General features: G+C 59.1%; 18 protein-coding genes and 1 pseudogene. 11 read left to right on the forward strand and 8 right to left on the reverse strand.

Annotated features, from left to right (window positions below; genetic code table 11):
* Nucleotides 1-23 precede the first annotated feature (23 nt).
* A complete protein-coding gene (locus QM600_RS15205) occupies nucleotides 24-2,654 on the forward strand; it encodes a winged helix-turn-helix domain-containing protein (protein ID WP_283262315.1) in 2,631 nt (876 codons plus the stop codon).
* Nucleotides 2,655-2,693: 39 nt separating this feature from the next.
* Here the strand turns inward: QM600_RS15205 and QM600_RS15210 are convergent, their stop codons facing one another.
* The 4 genes and pseudogenes from QM600_RS15210 to QM600_RS15225 all read right to left on the reverse strand — a co-directional run bounded on the left by QM600_RS15210 (nucleotide 2,694) and on the right by QM600_RS15225 (nucleotide 5,856).
* Nucleotides 2,694-3,002 (reverse strand): hypothetical protein, encoded by a 309-nt coding sequence (locus tag QM600_RS15210; RefSeq protein WP_283262316.1) that lies wholly within the window; start codon nucleotides 3,000-3,002, stop codon nucleotides 2,694-2,696.
* 487 nt (nucleotides 3,003-3,489) lie between these two features.
* A pseudogene (locus tag QM600_RS15215) lies at nucleotides 3,490-4,818 on the reverse strand (SulP family inorganic anion transporter); the annotation flags it as partial.
* Entirely contained in the window at nucleotides 4,731-5,180 is a 450-nt protein-coding gene (locus QM600_RS29905; RefSeq protein ID WP_502942987.1) for a GAP family protein, read from the reverse strand. The gene QM600_RS29905 and the pseudogene QM600_RS15215, both read right to left, overlap by 88 nt.
* Before the next feature lie 16 nt (nucleotides 5,181-5,196).
* Nucleotides 5,197-5,856 carry a GAP family protein gene (locus QM600_RS15225; protein WP_283262317.1) on the reverse strand — a complete coding sequence of 220 codons (660 nt, stop codon included), beginning with the start codon at nucleotides 5,854-5,856 and terminating at the stop codon, nucleotides 5,197-5,199.
* A 187-nt stretch (nucleotides 5,857-6,043) separates the two neighbouring features.
* Between QM600_RS15225 and QM600_RS15230 the strand changes: the two genes are divergently transcribed.
* Nucleotides 6,044-6,256, forward strand: a complete 213-nt coding sequence (locus tag QM600_RS15230; RefSeq protein WP_283262318.1) for a DUF8691 family protein — start codon at nucleotides 6,044-6,046, stop codon at nucleotides 6,254-6,256.
* 80 nt (nucleotides 6,257-6,336) lie between these two features.
* Here the strand turns inward: QM600_RS15230 and QM600_RS15235 are convergent, their stop codons facing one another.
* Nucleotides 6,337-6,747: a DUF7144 family membrane protein gene (locus tag QM600_RS15235; RefSeq protein ID WP_283262319.1), complete on the reverse strand. Its 411-nt coding sequence runs from the start codon at nucleotides 6,745-6,747 to the stop codon at nucleotides 6,337-6,339.
* 401 nt (nucleotides 6,748-7,148) lie between these two features.
* On the opposite strand from QM600_RS15235, the gene QM600_RS15240 reads away from it, so the two are divergent.
* Nucleotides 7,149-7,529 carry an acyl-ACP thioesterase domain-containing protein gene (locus tag QM600_RS15240; RefSeq protein ID WP_283262360.1) on the forward strand — a complete coding sequence of 127 codons (381 nt, stop codon included), beginning with the start codon at nucleotides 7,149-7,151 and terminating at the stop codon, nucleotides 7,527-7,529.
* Nucleotides 7,530-7,662: 133 nt separating this feature from the next.
* On the opposite strand, the gene QM600_RS15245 is transcribed toward QM600_RS15240, so the two are convergent.
* Together QM600_RS15245 and QM600_RS15250 are read right to left on the reverse strand one after the other, a co-directional pair.
* On the reverse strand, nucleotides 7,663-8,271 hold the full coding sequence (locus QM600_RS15245) for a CHAP domain-containing protein (protein WP_502942988.1): 609 nt from the start codon (nucleotides 8,269-8,271) through the stop codon (nucleotides 7,663-7,665).
* Between the two features lie 141 nt (nucleotides 8,272-8,412).
* On the reverse strand, nucleotides 8,413-8,817 hold the full coding sequence (locus QM600_RS15250; protein WP_283262320.1) for a DUF222 domain-containing protein: 405 nt from the start codon (nucleotides 8,815-8,817) through the stop codon (nucleotides 8,413-8,415).
* Between the two features lie 166 nt (nucleotides 8,818-8,983).
* On the opposite strand from QM600_RS15250, the gene QM600_RS15255 reads away from it, so the two are divergent.
* From QM600_RS15255 to QM600_RS15275, 5 genes are all read left to right on the forward strand, one after another.
* Complete coding sequence (locus QM600_RS15255) at nucleotides 8,984-9,442, forward strand: hypothetical protein (protein ID WP_283262321.1); 459 nt, start codon at nucleotides 8,984-8,986, stop codon at nucleotides 9,440-9,442.
* 2 nt (nucleotides 9,443-9,444) lie between these two features.
* Entirely contained in the window at nucleotides 9,445-10,041 is a 597-nt protein-coding gene (locus QM600_RS15260; RefSeq protein ID WP_283262322.1) for a hypothetical protein, read from the forward strand.
* A gap of 101 nt (nucleotides 10,042-10,142) precedes the next feature.
* The gene (locus tag QM600_RS15265; protein WP_283262323.1) at nucleotides 10,143-10,781 is read left to right on the forward strand and encodes a TetR/AcrR family transcriptional regulator; all 639 of its coding nucleotides are present in this window, start codon (nucleotides 10,143-10,145) and stop codon (nucleotides 10,779-10,781) included.
* On the forward strand, nucleotides 10,778-11,638 hold the full coding sequence (locus QM600_RS15270; protein ID WP_283262324.1) for a 3-hydroxyacyl-CoA dehydrogenase: 861 nt from the start codon (nucleotides 10,778-10,780) through the stop codon (nucleotides 11,636-11,638). Before QM600_RS15265 ends, QM600_RS15270 begins: the two co-directional genes overlap by 4 nt.
* A gap of 149 nt (nucleotides 11,639-11,787) precedes the next feature.
* The gene (locus QM600_RS15275) at nucleotides 11,788-12,834 is read left to right on the forward strand and encodes a ParB/Srx family N-terminal domain-containing protein (protein WP_283262325.1); all 1,047 of its coding nucleotides are present in this window, start codon (nucleotides 11,788-11,790) and stop codon (nucleotides 12,832-12,834) included.
* 40 nt (nucleotides 12,835-12,874) lie between these two features.
* Here QM600_RS15275 and QM600_RS15280 read toward each other — a convergent pair whose 3' ends face one another.
* Complete coding sequence (locus tag QM600_RS15280) at nucleotides 12,875-13,525, reverse strand: TetR/AcrR family transcriptional regulator (RefSeq protein WP_283262326.1); 651 nt, start codon at nucleotides 13,523-13,525, stop codon at nucleotides 12,875-12,877.
* 164 nt (nucleotides 13,526-13,689) lie between these two features.
* Between QM600_RS15280 and QM600_RS15285 the strand changes: the two genes are divergently transcribed.
* Genes QM600_RS15285 through QM600_RS15295 form a run of 3 tightly spaced genes read left to right on the forward strand, consistent with a single transcriptional unit; the run spans nucleotide 13,690 to nucleotide 17,266 of the window.
* Nucleotides 13,690-15,078, forward strand: coding sequence for a flavin-containing monooxygenase (locus QM600_RS15285; RefSeq protein ID WP_283262327.1), 1,389 nt, complete (start codon nucleotides 13,690-13,692; stop codon nucleotides 15,076-15,078).
* Nucleotides 15,075-16,229 carry a serine hydrolase domain-containing protein gene (locus QM600_RS15290; RefSeq protein ID WP_283262328.1) on the forward strand — a complete coding sequence of 385 codons (1,155 nt, stop codon included), beginning with the start codon at nucleotides 15,075-15,077 and terminating at the stop codon, nucleotides 16,227-16,229. Before QM600_RS15285 ends, QM600_RS15290 begins: the two co-directional genes overlap by 4 nt.
* Nucleotides 16,226-17,266: an NAD(P)-dependent alcohol dehydrogenase gene (locus tag QM600_RS15295; RefSeq protein ID WP_283262329.1), complete on the forward strand. Its 1,041-nt coding sequence runs from the start codon at nucleotides 16,226-16,228 to the stop codon at nucleotides 17,264-17,266. Before QM600_RS15290 ends, QM600_RS15295 begins: the two co-directional genes overlap by 4 nt.
* Nucleotides 17,267-17,306: the final 40 nt, after the last annotated feature.

Genomic DNA, 17,306 nt, shown 5'->3' on the forward strand with positions numbered 1-17,306 from the left:
ACTCCCCAGACGCCAGGAGTCCGATGAACAGCTCGGTTCGCGTATCGGATGTAACAGCGCCCGAACCGGGCGCGTCTGTGCCCGAACAAGAACGGCAGAGCAGGTTCCGGCCACCGTCAGCGATCGCCAATGTCATCTCGCGGCCGCGCCTGCATCGGCAACTCTCCGCAACAACCCACACTCGCATGGTCAGCTTGCTGTGCGCGCCGGCCGGCGCAGGCAAGACGCTCCTACTGGCCGACTGGGCCCGCGAGCAATCCCACACATCCGTTTCCTGGCTGACTCTGGCCGAGCGTGACAACAATGCCCACGTCCTGTGCACCTCACTGAGCGAAGCCCTGTCCGAACATGTCGAACCCGTCGCCCGTGGCGCGCCACCGCAGTTCTGGTTATCCAGCTTCATGGACGCGATCGAAGCAAGCGGACGCCCGATCACATTGATCCTCGACGACGTTCACGCACTGCACGATCCCATCTCGATCACCACACTCGATCACGTTCTCGCTCAAGCACCGCCGAACCTCTCGATTGTTATCGCAGCCCGGTACGAACCCCCGTTGACGTGGCATCGGCTGACCCTCCACAGCCGACTGGTTCGTTTTGAAGCAAGCGATCTCGCCTTCAACAGCAACGAAATCACGACACTATTGGGCGAGTACGCCATCAGCCTGACCGACGACCAACTAGCGATCATCGAATCGTTTACCAAAGGCTGGGGCGCGGTAGTTCGGCTCGCGGGTGCTTACCTCTGCGGACGAGGCGACACATCCGATGCCGTCGAGGAATTCACACACACACCACGGCCTGTCGCAGACTTCCTCGTCGACGAGGTGTTGGCCGCACTGCCCCCACATCTCACGACATTCATGCTCCGAACTTCAGTTGTCGACGCATTTTCCATCGACCTGGCCGAAGCCCTCATCGGCGTAGACGCCGGAACCGAAATCGATGCCCTGATTCAGTTCAATTTACCGCTCACCCGTACTGATTCTCCCGATCACACAACATGGTTCAGTTACCACCCGCTGTTGCGGGAACATCTCCGAGCGGAGTTCCGGCGTGTCGATCCAGGGGGACGGCTTCACGTGAACGAGCAAGCGGCAACCTGGCTCGAAACCCATCAGCACGAGGTGGAAGCCCTGGAACTCGAGATCGGAATCGGCGACACAGCACGAATTCTCGCTTTTCTCGACCATTGCGGACTCGGAATCGTGCTGGACGGATACAGCGGTGATCTGGTTCGAATTCTGGAGTCGGCGCCCATACCGGTCACCGAATCACCGTGCGCCCGCATGCTTCTTGCAGCGTCTGCACTCCACAGCGGCGATGTAACCACCGCCAGTACATATCTGAACTTTCTCGGCACCGCATCGCCTCTGCACAATGACATACTATGCCGCGCGCTGACTCTGGAAACTCTTTATGCGACCGCCGGTTCACGATGCGCCACCACACTCTCCGCCCTAGCACATCGACAACACAGCGCCAATTCTGACATCGAGGCGTATGCGCACCTGCAAGTCGCGACCGGCTACTTCCTCAATCGCGACTTCGGCAGAGCAGCAATCGAATACACCCAAGCTGCGGCACTGGGAACGCTCCGGGGCCGCAGTCGGTTGGTCTTGAAATCCCTGACGGGCCTCGGATTTGTCGCAGCCCTGGACGGCAATGTCGAGGCGATGACCGCGCACTCGACGTACGCCCTCGACTATGCGGTGGAGCATCAACTCACCGGTACCGCGGAGTACGAACTGTCAACTTCGGTAGCTGCACTGGCGGCATACCTCTGCGACACTACCGATCTCACGCATCGCATCCCGACACTCCAAAACTACCGTCAGGCAGATATTCTCGGCATCGGCATCCCCGCATTCGGTTGGCATACCGTCATCACCTTCGGACTGCACAGACTTGACACTGCAGATGATCGCCGAGCGACAGTTTCGGATACGCGCGACGCATTACTCAGCGCCATTGACTCGCAAACCTTTCCGATCGCAAGTTCGGCACTCCTCCCGGCCGTGGTCAACACCTGCCTTTCAGTGGGCGAACTGGATTGGGCTAGCCGCTTGATCCACGATGTATCCCGTCAGATCGGCGAGGTACCTGAGGTTCATTTGGCCCGCGCGTCACTTCGCCTGGCCGGAAGCAGATATGCCGAGGCACAGATCGAACTGGATGCCGCCTCGGAGGAACATCACCGGCCGCTGCTCGGCCACTCCGTCTACGCTTCGGTGATGCAATCCTGCATTCACTCAGCGAATCGGCAACCCCGCAAAGCTTTTCACTCACTACACAACGCATTGCGCGTCGCCGAACACGGAAACCTTCTACGTCCCTTTCTCGACTACGGTCATTCATTGCGGCGAATCCTCGATGATTTCAGTGGTCATTTCGGGGATCAAGAACCGTTTGCCGAACACGTTCGAGCGCGCCTGCAACCGCAGGAGTTGATCAGGGCTCCCATCCTGACGCCGGGTGAGTACACCGTCCTACGCGAGCTCGCCTCCGGAGATACGACGGAGTCGATTGCCTCAACTCTGTTCCTCTCCGTCAACACGATCAAGACGCATCTACGCGGGATCTACCGGAAACTCGACGTCAGCAATCGCCGTGACGCCCTCAAAGCCGCGCGGCGCGGCGGGCTCATCTGAGCCGACGTAGCTGATGCGCATACAGTTACCGCCGCGGATTTACAGCGATACGCGGGACCGCATGAAGGTGTGGGTGACCGTTACTCCGAGGCGACGTCTGGCATCTCGAATCTCGTTGGATATCCTCGAAGTCGGGTTGGTCGACAGTGCAATGACTCTCGCGGCGCAAGCCTTCACTTCGCTACTACCGGTGATGATTGCGGCAACGACGTTCCAACGATTACAACCGCTCGCAGCGATCGCCCGAGACGATCTGGGCATCGACCTGCCGCCGACCGATTCGGCGAGCGTCGGCACCACAGCAGCTTTCGGAGTTCTCGGGTTACTGATGTTGCTGGTGAGTTCCACGTCCTACGCCCGAGCGTTGGGACGAATGTACGGACGAATCTGGCATGTACCGATTGCCACACTTCGACAGGCCCGGCGCTGGCTGGCAGTGGTACTCGTGATCGCCACATCGGTGGCCGCGTCGGCAGTCTGCCACCAGCTGAAAACTATTCCAGCAGTGGGTAGATTACTGGAATTCACGTCCGTCTACTGTGTGTGGGCACTGGCCTGGACTGCGGTGCCCCTGCTCCTGACCGCCAACCGGATGACTACCCGAATGTGTATCGGCTCCGGGCTTTTGACTGCCACAGGCCTCAGTGCCTTACATGTGGCCAGCACCCTCTTCCTGCCCAGGATCACCCACACCTCGCAGGACCAATTCGGCCTTCTCGGTGTGATGTTCACACTCATCAGTTGGCTGTTCATTTTCTCCGGCGTCATCGTGGTGGCGAGCGTAATCGTGAGTTCTGTCGCCAAAGACGATGGACCGTTGGGAATCTGGTTGCGCGGGTGACGGATCTGCCATAGCTTCTGCGATGCTCGGATACACGTCAACTTTCACGCCGCCGGCAGCTCCCGCGAGAACATCCCGAAACTGCGCTAACATCTGAGCCCCGCTCACATCGATGAACGGCGGTGTCTCGGCGTCGAGGATGATCATCGTCGTACCCAAGTCAATCTGACCCCGAACATGGTCTGCGTTGGCAAAGAACAAGCCCGCTTCCACCCGCACCACGATCACACCGTCGCCAGGTTTCAACTCGGGATGATTGCTGATATCCACCCAGCGCGTTCCCTCCTTTGCCAGTGCTACCACATGAGGTTTGGACACACGGCGGACAAGCAGCAACATCGATACCGCGATCCCGATGATCAACCCGGGCAACGTATCGAAAAGCAGTACGCCGAATATCGCCGCAATGGCGGCGGCAAAATCTGCGCGGGCCGCTAATCCGTGGATGCTGCCCAATCGTCTCGTCCAGACGCGGTACAGCGCGGCGAGAGAGGAAAAGTCGACAAGCTCGATCACTGCGGCAATCACCACGGCTGAGAGCGTCGCTTCGGGAAGTTTTTCGAACAACCCGGCGAGAAACAGCAGCGTCACCACGGTCAGTACCGCAACCACCAAGCCGCTGACTTGAGTCTTTGCACCCGCACCACCGTTGACAGCTGTCTTGGAGAGGCTTCCGTCGACAACCATGCCCGAGCACAGAGGCCCACCCCCTGATTCGCAACACCCAGCCCCGCCAGCTCCCGGTTGGCATCCACGATGTATCCGGCTTTGGCTGCGTAAGTCTTTGCTGCACCCAGACCTTCGGCAAAGCCGATGAGCAACACACCGATCGTCGAGGCCGAACAAAGCGACGGCAGCGACGCCCATCAGCACAACCAGCAGTGAACCCGGAACGAGAGGTAACCAACGCTTGACCGCCAAAACAGCTGCCAAGCTGAATAATCCGACAAAGACGGTGAGTCCATCGACGCTTCCCAGCGCGCGCACCACCGACCAGGCCTCGATGAAGAAGTTCCCTTCCCCCTTCTCCACTCCGAGCATCTTGGATACCTGTCCGATGATGATGGTCAGGGCCAGGCCGACGATGAAACCTTTGAGCACCGGTTCGGAGATGAACGACGCAATGAACCCAAGCCGTATGAATCCGGCGAACAGTCCAACCAGTCCCGTGACTATCGCCAACGCCACGGACAATGAGAGGAACCGTGAATCATCTTCTCCGGCAAGAGGAGCGATCATTGCAGCGGACAATGCCGCAGTGGCAGACATCGGACCGACGATGAGGTGGCGCGAACTACCCGCCGCGGCATACTGGGCAATTGCGGTGCAACGACTGCCACATCACCGGGACCGGACGCTGCCGCCATCGCCTGCACTCGCCTACGACTGCGGGTGTACACGAACCAGGCTCCAGCTAGTAGAACCGCGCCGAGCATCAGATGCAGTATCGGCACCCAGAGCGGTGGATGATTGCGTTGATGGACGTGCAGGGCGGTCAATACTGCGAATGAAACAGACAGCGAAACAATGATTCCGAGAAACCACCCGATCAGATACGCAAAGCTGTTGCTCCGAGCGTGATCGGAAAACAGCACAGCAACAACGGCAACAACGGCAACAACAGCCAGTGGGCTCATAATGATGCCGAGTGCCAGCGGAATCTGTTGCAATAGAAGCGATCCCATACCTACCTCTTCTCGGTCAGAGCCCTCCGATTCCCTTGCCGATCAGCACCACTCCGATAACCAGGATCAGCACGCTCATCACCGTCGCATTGTTGCTCTGCAACCAAATTTTCAACTGCGACAATGGAGTACGCAGGCGATCCGCAGCAACCAGATAGCCGATCACGGGCACACACACCGTCGACGCCGCAATGACGGCAAAGATTACGATGGCAACAACCACCTGACCCGTCGGCAGCGCTGCTGAACCGATCGAAATGCCCGCTGCAATACACATCATCAAGTTCTTGGGATTGATCGCAGCCAGAGCAAACCCGAGGCCGAACCCCTTGGCCGCGGTCATATCGTCGGTGGCCTGCATCCACTTCGGAGTCGCATGTTCACCGCCGCGTCCGCGCCATTGCGTCGCACCAAAAGCCAGAAGAAGCACACCCAAGACAAGTTTGATCCACGAAACGACCACCGATGGCTCGTCGTCGGAATTTTGCAATGTCGTGGACAGAAGCACGAATATCACTGTTGCGATGATAATTCCGAGCACCCACCCCAGCGCAAAGCCAATGCTGCTACTTCCCGCTCGCTTGGACAAGAGCATCAAGATCGCAGCGATGATGGGAATGGGCGAAACGGCAACACCCACGGCAAGTGGCAGCAGATCTCCGATGACAGAACCCATACCGGCCTCTTCTCTCTCCCGCTAGACGATAGAGATGGGACTCCGATCCGACCTCACACAAAAGGGATGAATGTTCCAAGTTTTTGAAAAGTGAAGACATTCACCCGAAGTGGATGACGCATTGCTTCTCGGATGGAGCCAAACTGGGTGAAATAGCGTGTACGTCGATGAGGCAGGAGTGCAAAGAATGAATGCTCCCACTCGCTACCAATTCCTCATCGACGGCGAAGTATCCGACCGAGTGAAAGCCGCCTTCCCCGAGCTGGCCGTGGCACCTACCGCCGGCGGCTACACCAGCCTGTACGGGCCCGTTGCCGATCACAGTGCCATGCGGAGCATCATGGCCCGACTCGATTCACTCGGACTGACAGTAGCCGAATTACGCAGGCTGCCAGACTGATCGAAATCCAAGAGCCTGGCTCCGACCGTCGTAACGGTCGGAGCCAGGCTCTTGCGCTCAGTGATCTACCGCTCGACGAGCTACGCGGTATCCCACGTTGCAACGGCCCAGATGACCACAATGTCAAGGGCAATCACCAGGATCGACCACATCGGGTAGTACGGCAGCCACAGGAAGTTCGCGATGATCGAGAGTGATGCAATCACGATCGCCGAAGCGCGAGCCCACACTGCGCCGGTGAAGAGTCCCAGCGCCACCAGAATTCCGATGATGCCCAGGACGATATGGATCCAACCCCACGTCGAAATATCGAACTTGTAGGTGTAGTTGATTCCGACGACAAACAGATTATTGTCGGCAACTGCGGCGATGCCCTGTAGCAAAGCAACAATGCCGGCGGTCAGCAGCAGGATTGCCGCAGCGAACGTCGTACCAACCGCGAAGCCCTGTTTGACAGGGTGCTGCGCGGGTTCTCGCGGTGGAGCAGTCATCAGCGTTCCTTTCGACGAGAATGCACTTCCATCTCAGTCTCGAGTGCTGGTCCGGCACAGGCATCACCCGTCGAGGATGAACTGCGCATGTCGGCGTGTGCAGGGTTCATCGCGCCCCGATCGGGTATTGCAATCGTGCATCAGATATCTCGAGGAGCACCGGCATTGATGAAACGCCTCACAGCGGACCAGGCCCCTGGCCCCACTGCCCGATACCGGACACATCTTCGAAGCGTCCTGGCCAGTCCGCACCGGCGACATCCACACCGATCGACGCCTCCGCCTCGACGTGATTGCCCGTTACTTACAGGATCTGGGATTCGACAACCTCATAGCTTCCGACGCGCTGGACTCACCCGACGTGGGTCGTTCGGCGCACGGTCATCGATGTAGTCAGGCCGATCAGGTGGCCCCATCAAGTCCACTTACGACGCTGCTATTCCGGGATCTCCAGCAAATGGTGCTCCATGCGAGTGCGTATCGATTCCGACGACGGAGGATTGGTGGAGAGCGAAGGCTTCTGGATCAACGTCGACCCGAAAACCGGAATGCCCGCGCGGATAAGCGAACGGTTCACTCGTGACCTCGACTCGACTGTCGTGGATCAACACCTGCATTGGCATCGTTGGATCGACCCGGAACCGAGTGCCTCATCGGGAACCGCTTTTCCCTTACGCTCCAGCGATTTTGATCCGTTCGACCATGTAAACAATGCGGTCTACTGGCAACCTATCGAGGACGCAATGGGAAAGCCCTACGAGACTCTCCATTTCGATCGATAGTCGAGTATTCACAACCCATTACAAGAACTGAGCAGGTAACCGTGCGCGAGCGTACGGACGGCAGTACCCTCGACATCGACGTGGAGGGCGAAACTCGCGCATCTGCGCGTTGGTTTCCATTAGCTCCGGCCTGTCAGGGCTGAAGCTTTCCGAACCCTACGACTGCGGAATCCGACGCCCAATCGAGGTCGTGAACCCGCACTTTGCCGAACTCGTTGCCACCGACAGTAGTTGCTTTGTCACCATCAACGGCTACAACGATATTGGTGTGCTGACCGACCCAGCGCGAACTGTCGTAGATCACGACATCACCCACATCGGGGGTGTACCTTCCGTCATTCTCGGCGTAGGCGCCGATGCCTTGGTAATACTCCTGCAGCGTATAGACCCCGGGGATACGCCAACTCCCGGAATTCGGGTTGGACAGCGGGCGGCCCGCTTCACGCATGATCCAGCTGACAAAGTCGGCGCACCATTCTTCGTCGATACCGTCTGCGTAGTAGGCACCCGGGCGGTCCTGCTCATGCTCGGTTTCCAGCAGCTGAAGCACCGTCGTTTGATCGGTCGACAGTGCACTGGTATCGATGGCCGGAAAATCGGCGGTATCCCACGGCAGATAGCGCGACGGTGCGATCCACACTACGACGATCCCTACTGCGACGACGGCGAGCGTCAGTGCAGCTGAAATCCACAACACCACCCTGCTGCGGGATCGGGCTTGTCGGCTAGGGGGTTCGCTCACCCCACCGAGTGTGCCAGCTCGGGTGTATTTCAGAAGATCCGCACATCCCGACCCTCCTGCGCCCGGCAACGACTAGCCCGCACACCCTCCGAATCATGACGCGCCATCACACCGCGCGCCCGAGACTCGAGGCGACTACTACTACACCCAGCTACTACACCCAGCCGCACCTTCGACCAACAACTTCTCGATCAGATCCAACGCACCCTCGGACACATTGGCCAACACCTCCGACAACGCGGTCGCCTGACCGACATCGATTTTCCCCGACGCGAAAGCCGCAGACACCCGGCGCAACCGCAGCCGAAGATCGCACCCCAACGCGATCATCCGCGTCGCCGCATACTCGGTGACACTCAGAACGAACGCGACCTCGATGTTGGCGAACTCACCTTGCACAGCAGCATTGCCGCCGGCCTTCTCGTCCTCATCACATCGCTCGAAATACAGCGTCGTGACGGCATCGATCTCGACGAACTGAGCACGCGCAATAGACGCATGCTGTTCCACCAACGCATCCGCCAACTCCCCCGCTGTACCGCTCATCGAATCCGCCATTCGAACGTACCGGGCCATCCCAGTGTTTCTGTGGACGCGATGTCTCAAAAATGCTCTGGGTTGTGTTGTTGGATACAGAGTTCGGCGTTTCGTCATTTCATCGACGCATGTCGGAACCGTGGCCTAGAACATCCCGGCGATAGGAGAACACCAGATGCGTGACGGATTTCGGTTACCTGGGTACGGCGGCGCCGCGATTTTCCTGCGCAGCCATGCAGTTCCCGCACGGACGTTCGAGACCGAGGCTCCGTGCCTCGTTTTCGACGTCGGACTGCTGAGCCCCGACGCGTACAACCAGTACCTCGGACGGCCCGCGGACGACGGATTTGTGGAGCGTCTCGCAGGATTCTTTTTCCACGCCGCAGCCGACTTCCACCCCGAGAACTCGCTGCCCACCTTCACAGACGAATCCCTTGGACTTATGATCTCGGCCCGTTCCAGCACCGATCGTCGGGTGGAACTCGAATTCTCGCTCACCGAGGATCCCGCCGCCGAAGACTCGGAACGAGACGAAATCAACTTTGAGACAAGCAGAGTCGTACTCGCGACCGCCGCACAGACGGTGCCGCGACTCAGTGGCGGCGTAGCCACCCACTTCGACGGGGAGCTGTAGACATGGGTTTTCTCTTCGAGCTTCTCGACTTTCCTGACGGCAGTCGGATGACCGACCTGTGGAACAACAGTTGGGCCGACGAAGCCACCGGGGAAGAAATCGCCTCTGGTCACTTCATCCACCTCGGCGATGATCAACATGTCGACGTTGAGACCGACTTCCTGAGCAGTCACCTACCATTCCACGTCGCCGGATTCGGCGGGGCCTTTCCCGACGGGAAGCCGTGGATGTTCGTCATGCAGAAAGCGCCCGCTGATATCGCCATTCTTCTTCGCGGCCAAGAAGATCCACATGCGATGCTGCGCGAAGCCCTCGACCGCGCCATGGAGTTCAACCCGGATGCCATAGTCGCAGAGGAACTCTCCTGGCATCATTCCGACCTCCTGAGTGTCTACGAAGACGAGGGTGTGCCCGCGGCAACTGTCGAGGAATGGTCAGTAGCCGATCTACTTCGTGGACTCCTCGGACAATGTTGTGGTGCCGACTTGACCGACATTGTCGTGGGCTTCCCGGACTGCGCGTATCCGGACACTGCCCACGTGTGCGAGGGCGACGTCTTCGACGACATTTTTGCGGGATGGATTGCCGGTCGGCCGTGATGCGGACCTGCAGCGATGTGACAGGGGAGACAGCATCTCGCAATATTTCGGAGTACACTCATTTTTTAGCATGATCTGAAAGGTTGACGAAGGTGGACGGCATGCTTCAATCAGACCAAGCACTGGGTCGACGCGAACGCAACAAACTCGAAAAGCAGACTCGTATCTTCGACGCCGCGGCCGAGTTATTTCACGAAAAAGGCTACGGCGCAGTCACAACTCAAGAGATTTCCGATCGGGCCGACATCGCCAGCGGCACGCTGTTCCGCTACGCTGCCAGCAAGACCGAACTACTCCTGATGGTGTACAACTCGGAGTACCGCACACAGATCGAGATCGGTGAGGCGGCCGAAATCGGTGCTACTTCGCCGGAAGATCGAGTGATTCAACTTGTTTCGCCACTGATGGGCTCGAGTCGGATAAACAACGAGAACACCGGCATCTACCAACGCGAAGTACTCTTCGGCGAACCGAACGCCTGCTACCGAACCGAAGGCGTGGAGTTGACGAAACGACTCCAAGCACGAATCGAGCGAATTCTTGCCGAGAGTTTTCCCAATGTCGCCGCACTCCACACCACAACGGCGGCGCGCACCATCTCCAACGTTCTACACTTCGAGATCGCGCGCGGCGCACTCGAGTCCATTAGCGTCCAGAGTTTATTGAATACCGTTGCAGCACAGGTTAAATTAATAGCGCTTGGGCTGCGCACACTGAGCACGAAAGAGGAACAGAAATGACCGAATTGAAAAATATCACCGTCCTGGGCACCGGCGTACTCGGCTCCCAGATCGCCTACCAAACCGCATACTGCGGATTCGACGTTGTTGCCTACGACATCAACGACGACGTACTCGAAATTGCAAAGTCTCGATTCGACACTCTCGCAGCAACATACAAGGCCGAGAATGTAGCGGGCGCCGCCGAAGGCAAAGCTGACGCGGCACTCCAGCGCATCACCTACTCGTCCGATCTGGCTCAGGCAGTCATCAAGGCAGACTTGGTGATCGAAGCAATCCCCGAAGATCTCGGAATCAAACGCGACACCTACGAGAAGCTCTCCGAAGTTGCCCCGGCACACACAATTTTTGCCACCAACTCTTCCACCCTGTTGCCGAGCGACCTCAAGGCATTCACGGGACGGCCCGAAAAGTTCCTCGCACTTCACTTCGCAAATCACGTGTGGGTCAACAACACTGCAGAGGTTATGGGAACAACCTCCACTGATCCGGCCGTATACCGCGCGGTAGTGAAATTTGCGGAAAGCATCAACATGGTGCCGATCGAATTGAAGAAGGAGAAGGCGGGCTACGTACTCAACTCGCTGCTCGTACCACTCCTCAACGCAGCCTCCGACCTACTGACCGACGGTATCGCCGATCCCGAAATGATTGACAAGACTTGGCGTATCGGCACCGGAGCCCCGGTCGGCCCTTTCCAAATCATGGATATCGTCGGCCTCACCACCGTGTACAACATCTCCACCCAGGGCGGCGAAAAGCAACGCGAATTCGCCGACTACATCAAGAAGAATTACATCGACCAAGGCAAGTTGGGTGCTGGCGTCGGTGAAGGTTTCTACAACTACAAAGCCTGACGCCCCGAGCGTCTGCGCAATGGTCACCACGTGAATTCACCTGGTGGCCACTGCGCAGACGCTTGTTGGCATCCAGCAGGAAACCATCCTGAGTGATTGTGACCCAAGCCGTTTCACCTTGGAGCCGCACTCACCAGGAGTCTTCTGTCATGCGTCGTACCGCCCTCTCCGCCCTCACAACACTGATTCTGCTCGGCGCCGGAACAGTGGTTGGGACTCCCGCCATCGCATCCAGCGCGCCCGCGTCGTGTGGACTCTCGACCGGGTCGTTCTCGGGTTCACTGGGCGGCTCGGAATACCTGTGTGCCAAGGAAGGTGACCTCCTCGACGTGCGCATCGGCGATGTTCACGCTACGCAGCCATCCCTCGGATACGACGAGGTGTACTACAAACTCGGGCGATACATACTCGGAAAAGACGCCGTCAACAAGAAGTTCGACGACTGGTGCGAGGCCAACGGACAGGTCCAGGCCGCAACAGCTTCCGAAACATCAACGCTGAAGGATCCCACATCCTTCACTTGTGAGCTTCCTGTGGGACAAGAAACCACCGACAGCATCGCGCCGATGAAGACCGCCGTCGTAGGCCCTCGCGGAGAGCTGTACCTCACCGACGGCCACCACACTCTTACCTCGTTTTACGAGACCCCGGACGGTGGGCCCGACACGCATGTTCGCCTCCGAGTCCTCGGCAACCTCAGCAATCTGAGCCCGTCAGCGTTCTGGGCCGCGATGGAGAAGAACAAGTGGGTGTGGGCGCGTGACGTCGACGGAAATCCGGTTTCGGTACAGTCACTCCCCAAAGGAGTGGGCCTGGCCAACTTCACCGACGACAAGTACCGGAGTCTCATGTACTTCGCCCGCGACATCGGATTCACCTCCGGCTCAATCCCTTTCCAGGAGTTCTACTGGGGAGCCTGGGCACGCGACACCGCTCCCGTTGACTTGACCGGCTGGAACAGCAGCGACGCCGCCAGCTACCTGAACACCGTCAAGGCTGTCACCAAGGCTCAAACAGCATTGGCCGGAGATTCCGTCGTCGACAGTGGTTTCACCGCAACAGATCTGGGTGTACTGACAGCCTGGAACGATGGAAAAGTCGAAGGCAAGGGAGAATTCGCCAAACTGTCCAAGCCCTACTCCGACGAGAAGCCCGGCAAGATTGCCTACGCGTTGGAGTACAAGGCCGGCCTCTGACGGCGCGAACTACCTACGCTCACCGATCCGCCCGTCACCGCTACTGCGGGGCGGGCGGATTTCCGTACAACGCGGGGAACCAGATGTCCGTCAGCACTTCGGCCGCTTGAGCGCGGGTCACGTCGATGGTTCCCTGCACCGCCCAGCGGGTGAAGAATCGTTCGAGCTGAGTGACAAGCAATTCGACACGCAACCGAGCCTCGTCCTGCTGATCGGCCGGCCACCGCGCCAGATATTTCGGCATTGCATCCGGTAGACCACTGATCCCGTCGCGGGCGGTGATCCGGAACTCGGGTTCGAGCGCCACAGCCTCGTCCCAGGCGGGCAACAACCGCTTGTTCTCGTCGAACCAATCAAAGGACTTCTCGAGCCAAGCAGTGAACTCTGCGCGCGAACCCGAGTCCAGAACCTCATCGAGATCCATGTAGGAGGCCAACGCGCTTGTGGCCATTCCGGCCGCGCCGATCGTCTTCAGCATTTCAACCCGGCTGGGGAAATGCACGTAAAACGTGGCGCGACTGCATCCCACTACGGAGGCGATGTCATCAACCGTCACCGCCGCGTATCCACGCTCCTCGAACAAGGTTCGTGCCGCGTCCACAAGCTTTGCCCTTGTCGCACGTTTCTGCTCGTCGCGCAGCGTTCCGCGCTTGCCTTTCGAGCCCTCAGTTGCCGTACTCACAGTGCCCACCTTTGTTGAATTCGGCCAGGGTGGCAAATCGCCGACTCGATGTCATCGGCCAACATCGCGTCACTCATTGACACAGTGTCACCCAATGATGCACTATGACGCAAGTCACTTTTCGGACGCCGCTTTTGACCGCACGCCCGGAACAGAAGAGAAAGCGATGGCCAATGAGCCCCACAAACTTGCCGAGAGTCTGCATCATCGGTGCCGGCCCCACCGGAATCACCACCGCCAAGCGGATGAAGGAATACGAAATCCCCTTCGACTGCTACGAAGCGTCCGACGAGGTCGGCGGAAACTGGTACTACAAGAATCCCAACGGCATGTCCGCGTGCTACCAGAGCCTCCACATCGACACATCGAAGTGGCGACTGGCGTTCGAGGACTTCCCCGTCTCCGCCGACCTACCAGATTTTCCACACCATTCCGAACTCTTCCAGTACTTCAAGGACTACGTAGATCACTTCGACCTGCGTGAGTCGATCATCTTCAACACCAGTGTTGTTGCGGCAGAGCGCGATGCAAGCGGCTTGTGGACCATCACCCGATCGGACGGAGAAGTCCGGAAGTACGACGTACTGATGGTCTGCAACGGTCACCACTGGGATCCCAATATCCCTGACTACCCGGGCGAGTTCGACGGCGTCCTCATGCACAGCCACGCATACAACGACCCCTTCGATCCGATCGATATGCGCGGCAAGAAGGTTGTTGTTGTCGGAATGGGCAACTCCGGCTTGGATATTGCTTCCGAATTGGGACAGCGATACCTCGCAGAGAAGCTCACGGTCTCGGCCCGCCGCGGAGTGTGGGTACTGCCGAAGTACCTGGGCGGAGTTCCCGGCGACAAGTTGATCACCCCGCCCTGGATGCCGCGCGGACTGCGCCTCTTCCTGAGTCGCCGATTCCTTGGCAAGAACCTGGGAACAATGGAGGGCTACGGCCTGCCGAAGCCCGACCACCGCCCCTTCGAGGCCCATCCGTCGGCCAGCGGCGAATTCTTGGGCCGCGCCGGTTCCGGCGATATTTCCTTCAAGCCGGCCATCACCAAACTCGAAGGCAAGCAGGTTCGCTTCGCCGACGGCACCGCCGAGGACGTGGACGTCATTATCTGCGCAACCGGCTACAACATCAGCTTCCCTTTCTTCGACGACCCAAACTTGTTGCCGAACAATGACAATCAATTCCCGCTGTTCAAGCGCATGATGAAGCCCGGGATCGACAATCTCTTCTTCATGGGTCTGGCTCAGCCGATGCCGACACTCGTCAACTTCGCCGAACAGCAGAGCAAACTCGTCGCGGCCTACCTGACCGGTCGATACCAACTGCCGTCTCCCACTGAGATGCAGGAGATCACCAAGGCGGATGAGGAGTACTTCCTCGCCCCCTATTACAAGTCTCCACGCCACACTATTCAGCTCGAGTTCGATCCCTACGTCCGCAACATGAACAAGGAAATCGTCAAGGGCACCAAGCGCGCCGAGGCTTCGGGCAACAAGCTACCGGTCACGGCCCGCGCGGCAAAGCAAACACTCGAGGAGGCGAACCCCGCATGAGTTTGGTGAATGGTCACTGCGACAATGAGTTCGAAGCCGTCTACAAATCTTTCGAGGCACAACTCGCATCCGGCGAGGAGCTGGGCGGATCCATCTGCATCACCGTCGACGGAAACCCCGTAGTCGACATCTGGGGCGGTTATGCTGACGAATCTCGCACCACTCCTTGGGGTTCCGACACCATCGTCAACAGCTTCTCCCTCACCAAGACGATGACCGCATTATGCGCACTGCTCCTCGTCGAGCGCGGCCAACTCGACGTCTACCAGAAGGTCTCCCACTACTGGCCGGAGTTTGCGGCAAACGGCAAGGAAGACATCGAAGTTCGTCACCTTCTGTCACACACGTCGGGAGTCTCCGGCTGGGAAAGGCCAATCGAACTGGTCGACATCTACGACCTCGAAACATCCACGGCACGACTCGCCACTCAGGCCCCGTGGTGGCCGCCCGGAACGGCGTCCGGCTATCACGCCATCAACTACGGCCACCTGATCAGCGAAGTGATCCGCCGGATCGACGGACGGACCCTCGGCAAGTTCTTCGCGGAAGAACTCGCCGGCCCACTAGGCGCTGATTTCCACATCGGCACGTCCCCCGAGCATTTCGGCCGCGTCGCCACGCTGGTTCCACCGCCCGCGCTCGAATTCGATCTGTCCGCACTCGATCAGGACAGCATCTTCATCAAGACGCTGACGTGCCCCTTGCTCGACTACCCCGAGGTCAATACCGCCGCGTGGCGGGAAGCCGAAATCGGCGGGGCCAACGGTCACGGGAACGCCCGTTCCATCGCCAGAATCCAGTCGCTGATCTCATGCGGCGGCGAACTCGACGGTCAGAAGTTTCTCTCGCAGAGCACAATCGACCTGATTTTCGAAATTCAAGCCGACGGTATCGACCTCGCAATCATGACTCCGCTGAAATTCGGAATCGGCTACGGGCTGCCCCACCCTGACACGGCGCCGCTCGTACCCGCCGGACGCTCATGTTGGTGGGCCGGCATCGGTGGTTCGATGCTCGTCAACGATCTCGACCGACGTATGACCTTCGCCTACGTCATGAACAAGATGGCGCCGGGTCTGATCGGGTCCGAGCGCAGCAACGCTTACCTGTGCGCTGCCTACAACTCTGAATCAATCGAGGTTTCGTCATGAAGGCCGCTCAGCTCATGGGTCCGGGTCTCCTCGAGATCAACGACGTACCGATACCCGAAATCGGCCCGTCCGAAATACTCATGCGAGTGGGCGCCGCCGGCATCTGCCACTCCGATCTTCACCTCCTGCACTTCCCGTACAAGATGCGCGAAGAACCGCTGACCATCGGCCACGAGATCGCCGGCACCATCGAAGCCGTCGGTAGCGCGGCCGACGGGCGTTCCGTCGGCGAGCGTGGCGTCGTATACCTGTGCTGGTCGTGCGGACAATGCCGAGAATGCATGAGCGGCAACGAGAATATGTGCCTTGCCGCCGGACGAACCGCGATGCCGCCGTGCCCCGGTTTGGGGCCCGAAGGTGGCATGGCCGAGTACGTGAAGATTCCGGCTCGCTCCTTTGTACCCATCGGAGATCTCGACTTTCTCCAAGCCGCTCCCATCGCCGACGCCGCGCTGACGAGCTACCACGCCATTCGGGGCGCGCGTGGGCACTTGCAGCCGGGCGCCACGGCCGTGGTGATCGGAATCGGCGGTCTCGGACACGTTGCGGTCCAGATCCTTCGGGCGATCAGCGCGGTCCGCATCATCGCTGTCGATGTGGGGCAGGACCAACTCGATCTCGCGAAACGATGCGGTGCCGACATCGTGCTCGAGTCGGGACCGGACACCGCACGGCAGATCCTCGAACTGACTTCCGCCCGCGGCGCAGAAGCTGTGTTCGACTTCGTCGGTATCGACGCCACCGCTCAGATGGCTGTCGAAGCTGTCGCGCCGAACGGCGCCTACCGCATGGTCGGACTGGGCGGCGGCAATCCCGGAATTACCGCCGAGGCTGCCGGTGGCCCAGGGTGGCCGTGGGGAGCATCGATCCGAAAGTCCTACGGTGGCACCAGAAATGATCTGGTCGAATCCATAGCACTCGCACAGGCCGGTTTGATTACAGTAGAAGTCGCCCGCTTCGATCTCGCCGATGCCCGGAACGCCCTCGACCTTCTCGAACAGGGAAAGGTTACGGGACGCGCGGTCCTGACGCCCTGACACAATCGTCCGGCCCAGCACGTCTTCAGTCGAACTCGAA

Origin of the sequence: Rhodococcus sp. IEGM 1379 (assembly GCF_030056815.1) — a bacterium.
Lineage (GTDB): Bacteria > Actinomycetota > Actinomycetes > Mycobacteriales > Mycobacteriaceae > Rhodococcus_F.

Excerpts from the sequence above, each read along its gene's own strand:
- QM600_RS15275 (WP_283262325.1), top strand. The coding sequence starts at position 11,788 with ATGCGTCGTACCGCCCTCTCCGCCCTCACAACACTGATTCTGCTCGGC.
- QM600_RS15250 (WP_283262320.1), bottom strand. The coding sequence starts at position 8,817 with ATGAGCGGTACAGCGGGGGAGTTGGCGGATGCGTTGGTGGAACAGCAT.
- QM600_RS15285 (WP_283262327.1), top strand. The coding sequence starts at position 13,690 with ATGAGCCCCACAAACTTGCCGAGAGTCTGCATCATCGGTGCCGGCCCC.
- QM600_RS15295 (WP_283262329.1), top strand. The coding sequence starts at position 16,226 with ATGAAGGCCGCTCAGCTCATGGGTCCGGGTCTCCTCGAGATCAACGAC.
- QM600_RS15230 (WP_283262318.1), top strand. The coding sequence starts at position 6,044 with ATGAATGCTCCCACTCGCTACCAATTCCTCATCGACGGCGAAGTATCC.
- QM600_RS15270 (WP_283262324.1), top strand. The coding sequence starts at position 10,778 with ATGACCGAATTGAAAAATATCACCGTCCTGGGCACCGGCGTACTCGGC.
- QM600_RS15235 (WP_283262319.1), bottom strand. The coding sequence starts at position 6,747 with ATGACTGCTCCACCGCGAGAACCCGCGCAGCACCCTGTCAAACAGGGC.
- QM600_RS15290 (WP_283262328.1), top strand. The coding sequence starts at position 15,075 with ATGAGTTTGGTGAATGGTCACTGCGACAATGAGTTCGAAGCCGTCTAC.
- QM600_RS15255 (WP_283262321.1), top strand. The coding sequence starts at position 8,984 with ATGCGTGACGGATTTCGGTTACCTGGGTACGGCGGCGCCGCGATTTTC.
- QM600_RS15260 (WP_283262322.1), top strand. The coding sequence starts at position 9,445 with ATGGGTTTTCTCTTCGAGCTTCTCGACTTTCCTGACGGCAGTCGGATG.
- QM600_RS15265 (WP_283262323.1), top strand. The coding sequence starts at position 10,143 with ATGCTTCAATCAGACCAAGCACTGGGTCGACGCGAACGCAACAAACTC.
- QM600_RS15205 (WP_283262315.1), top strand. The coding sequence starts at position 24 with ATGAACAGCTCGGTTCGCGTATCGGATGTAACAGCGCCCGAACCGGGC.
- QM600_RS15225 (WP_283262317.1), bottom strand. The coding sequence starts at position 5,856 with ATGGGTTCTGTCATCGGAGATCTGCTGCCACTTGCCGTGGGTGTTGCC.
- QM600_RS29905 (WP_502942987.1), bottom strand. The coding sequence starts at position 5,180 with ATGGGATCGCTTCTATTGCAACAGATTCCGCTGGCACTCGGCATCATT.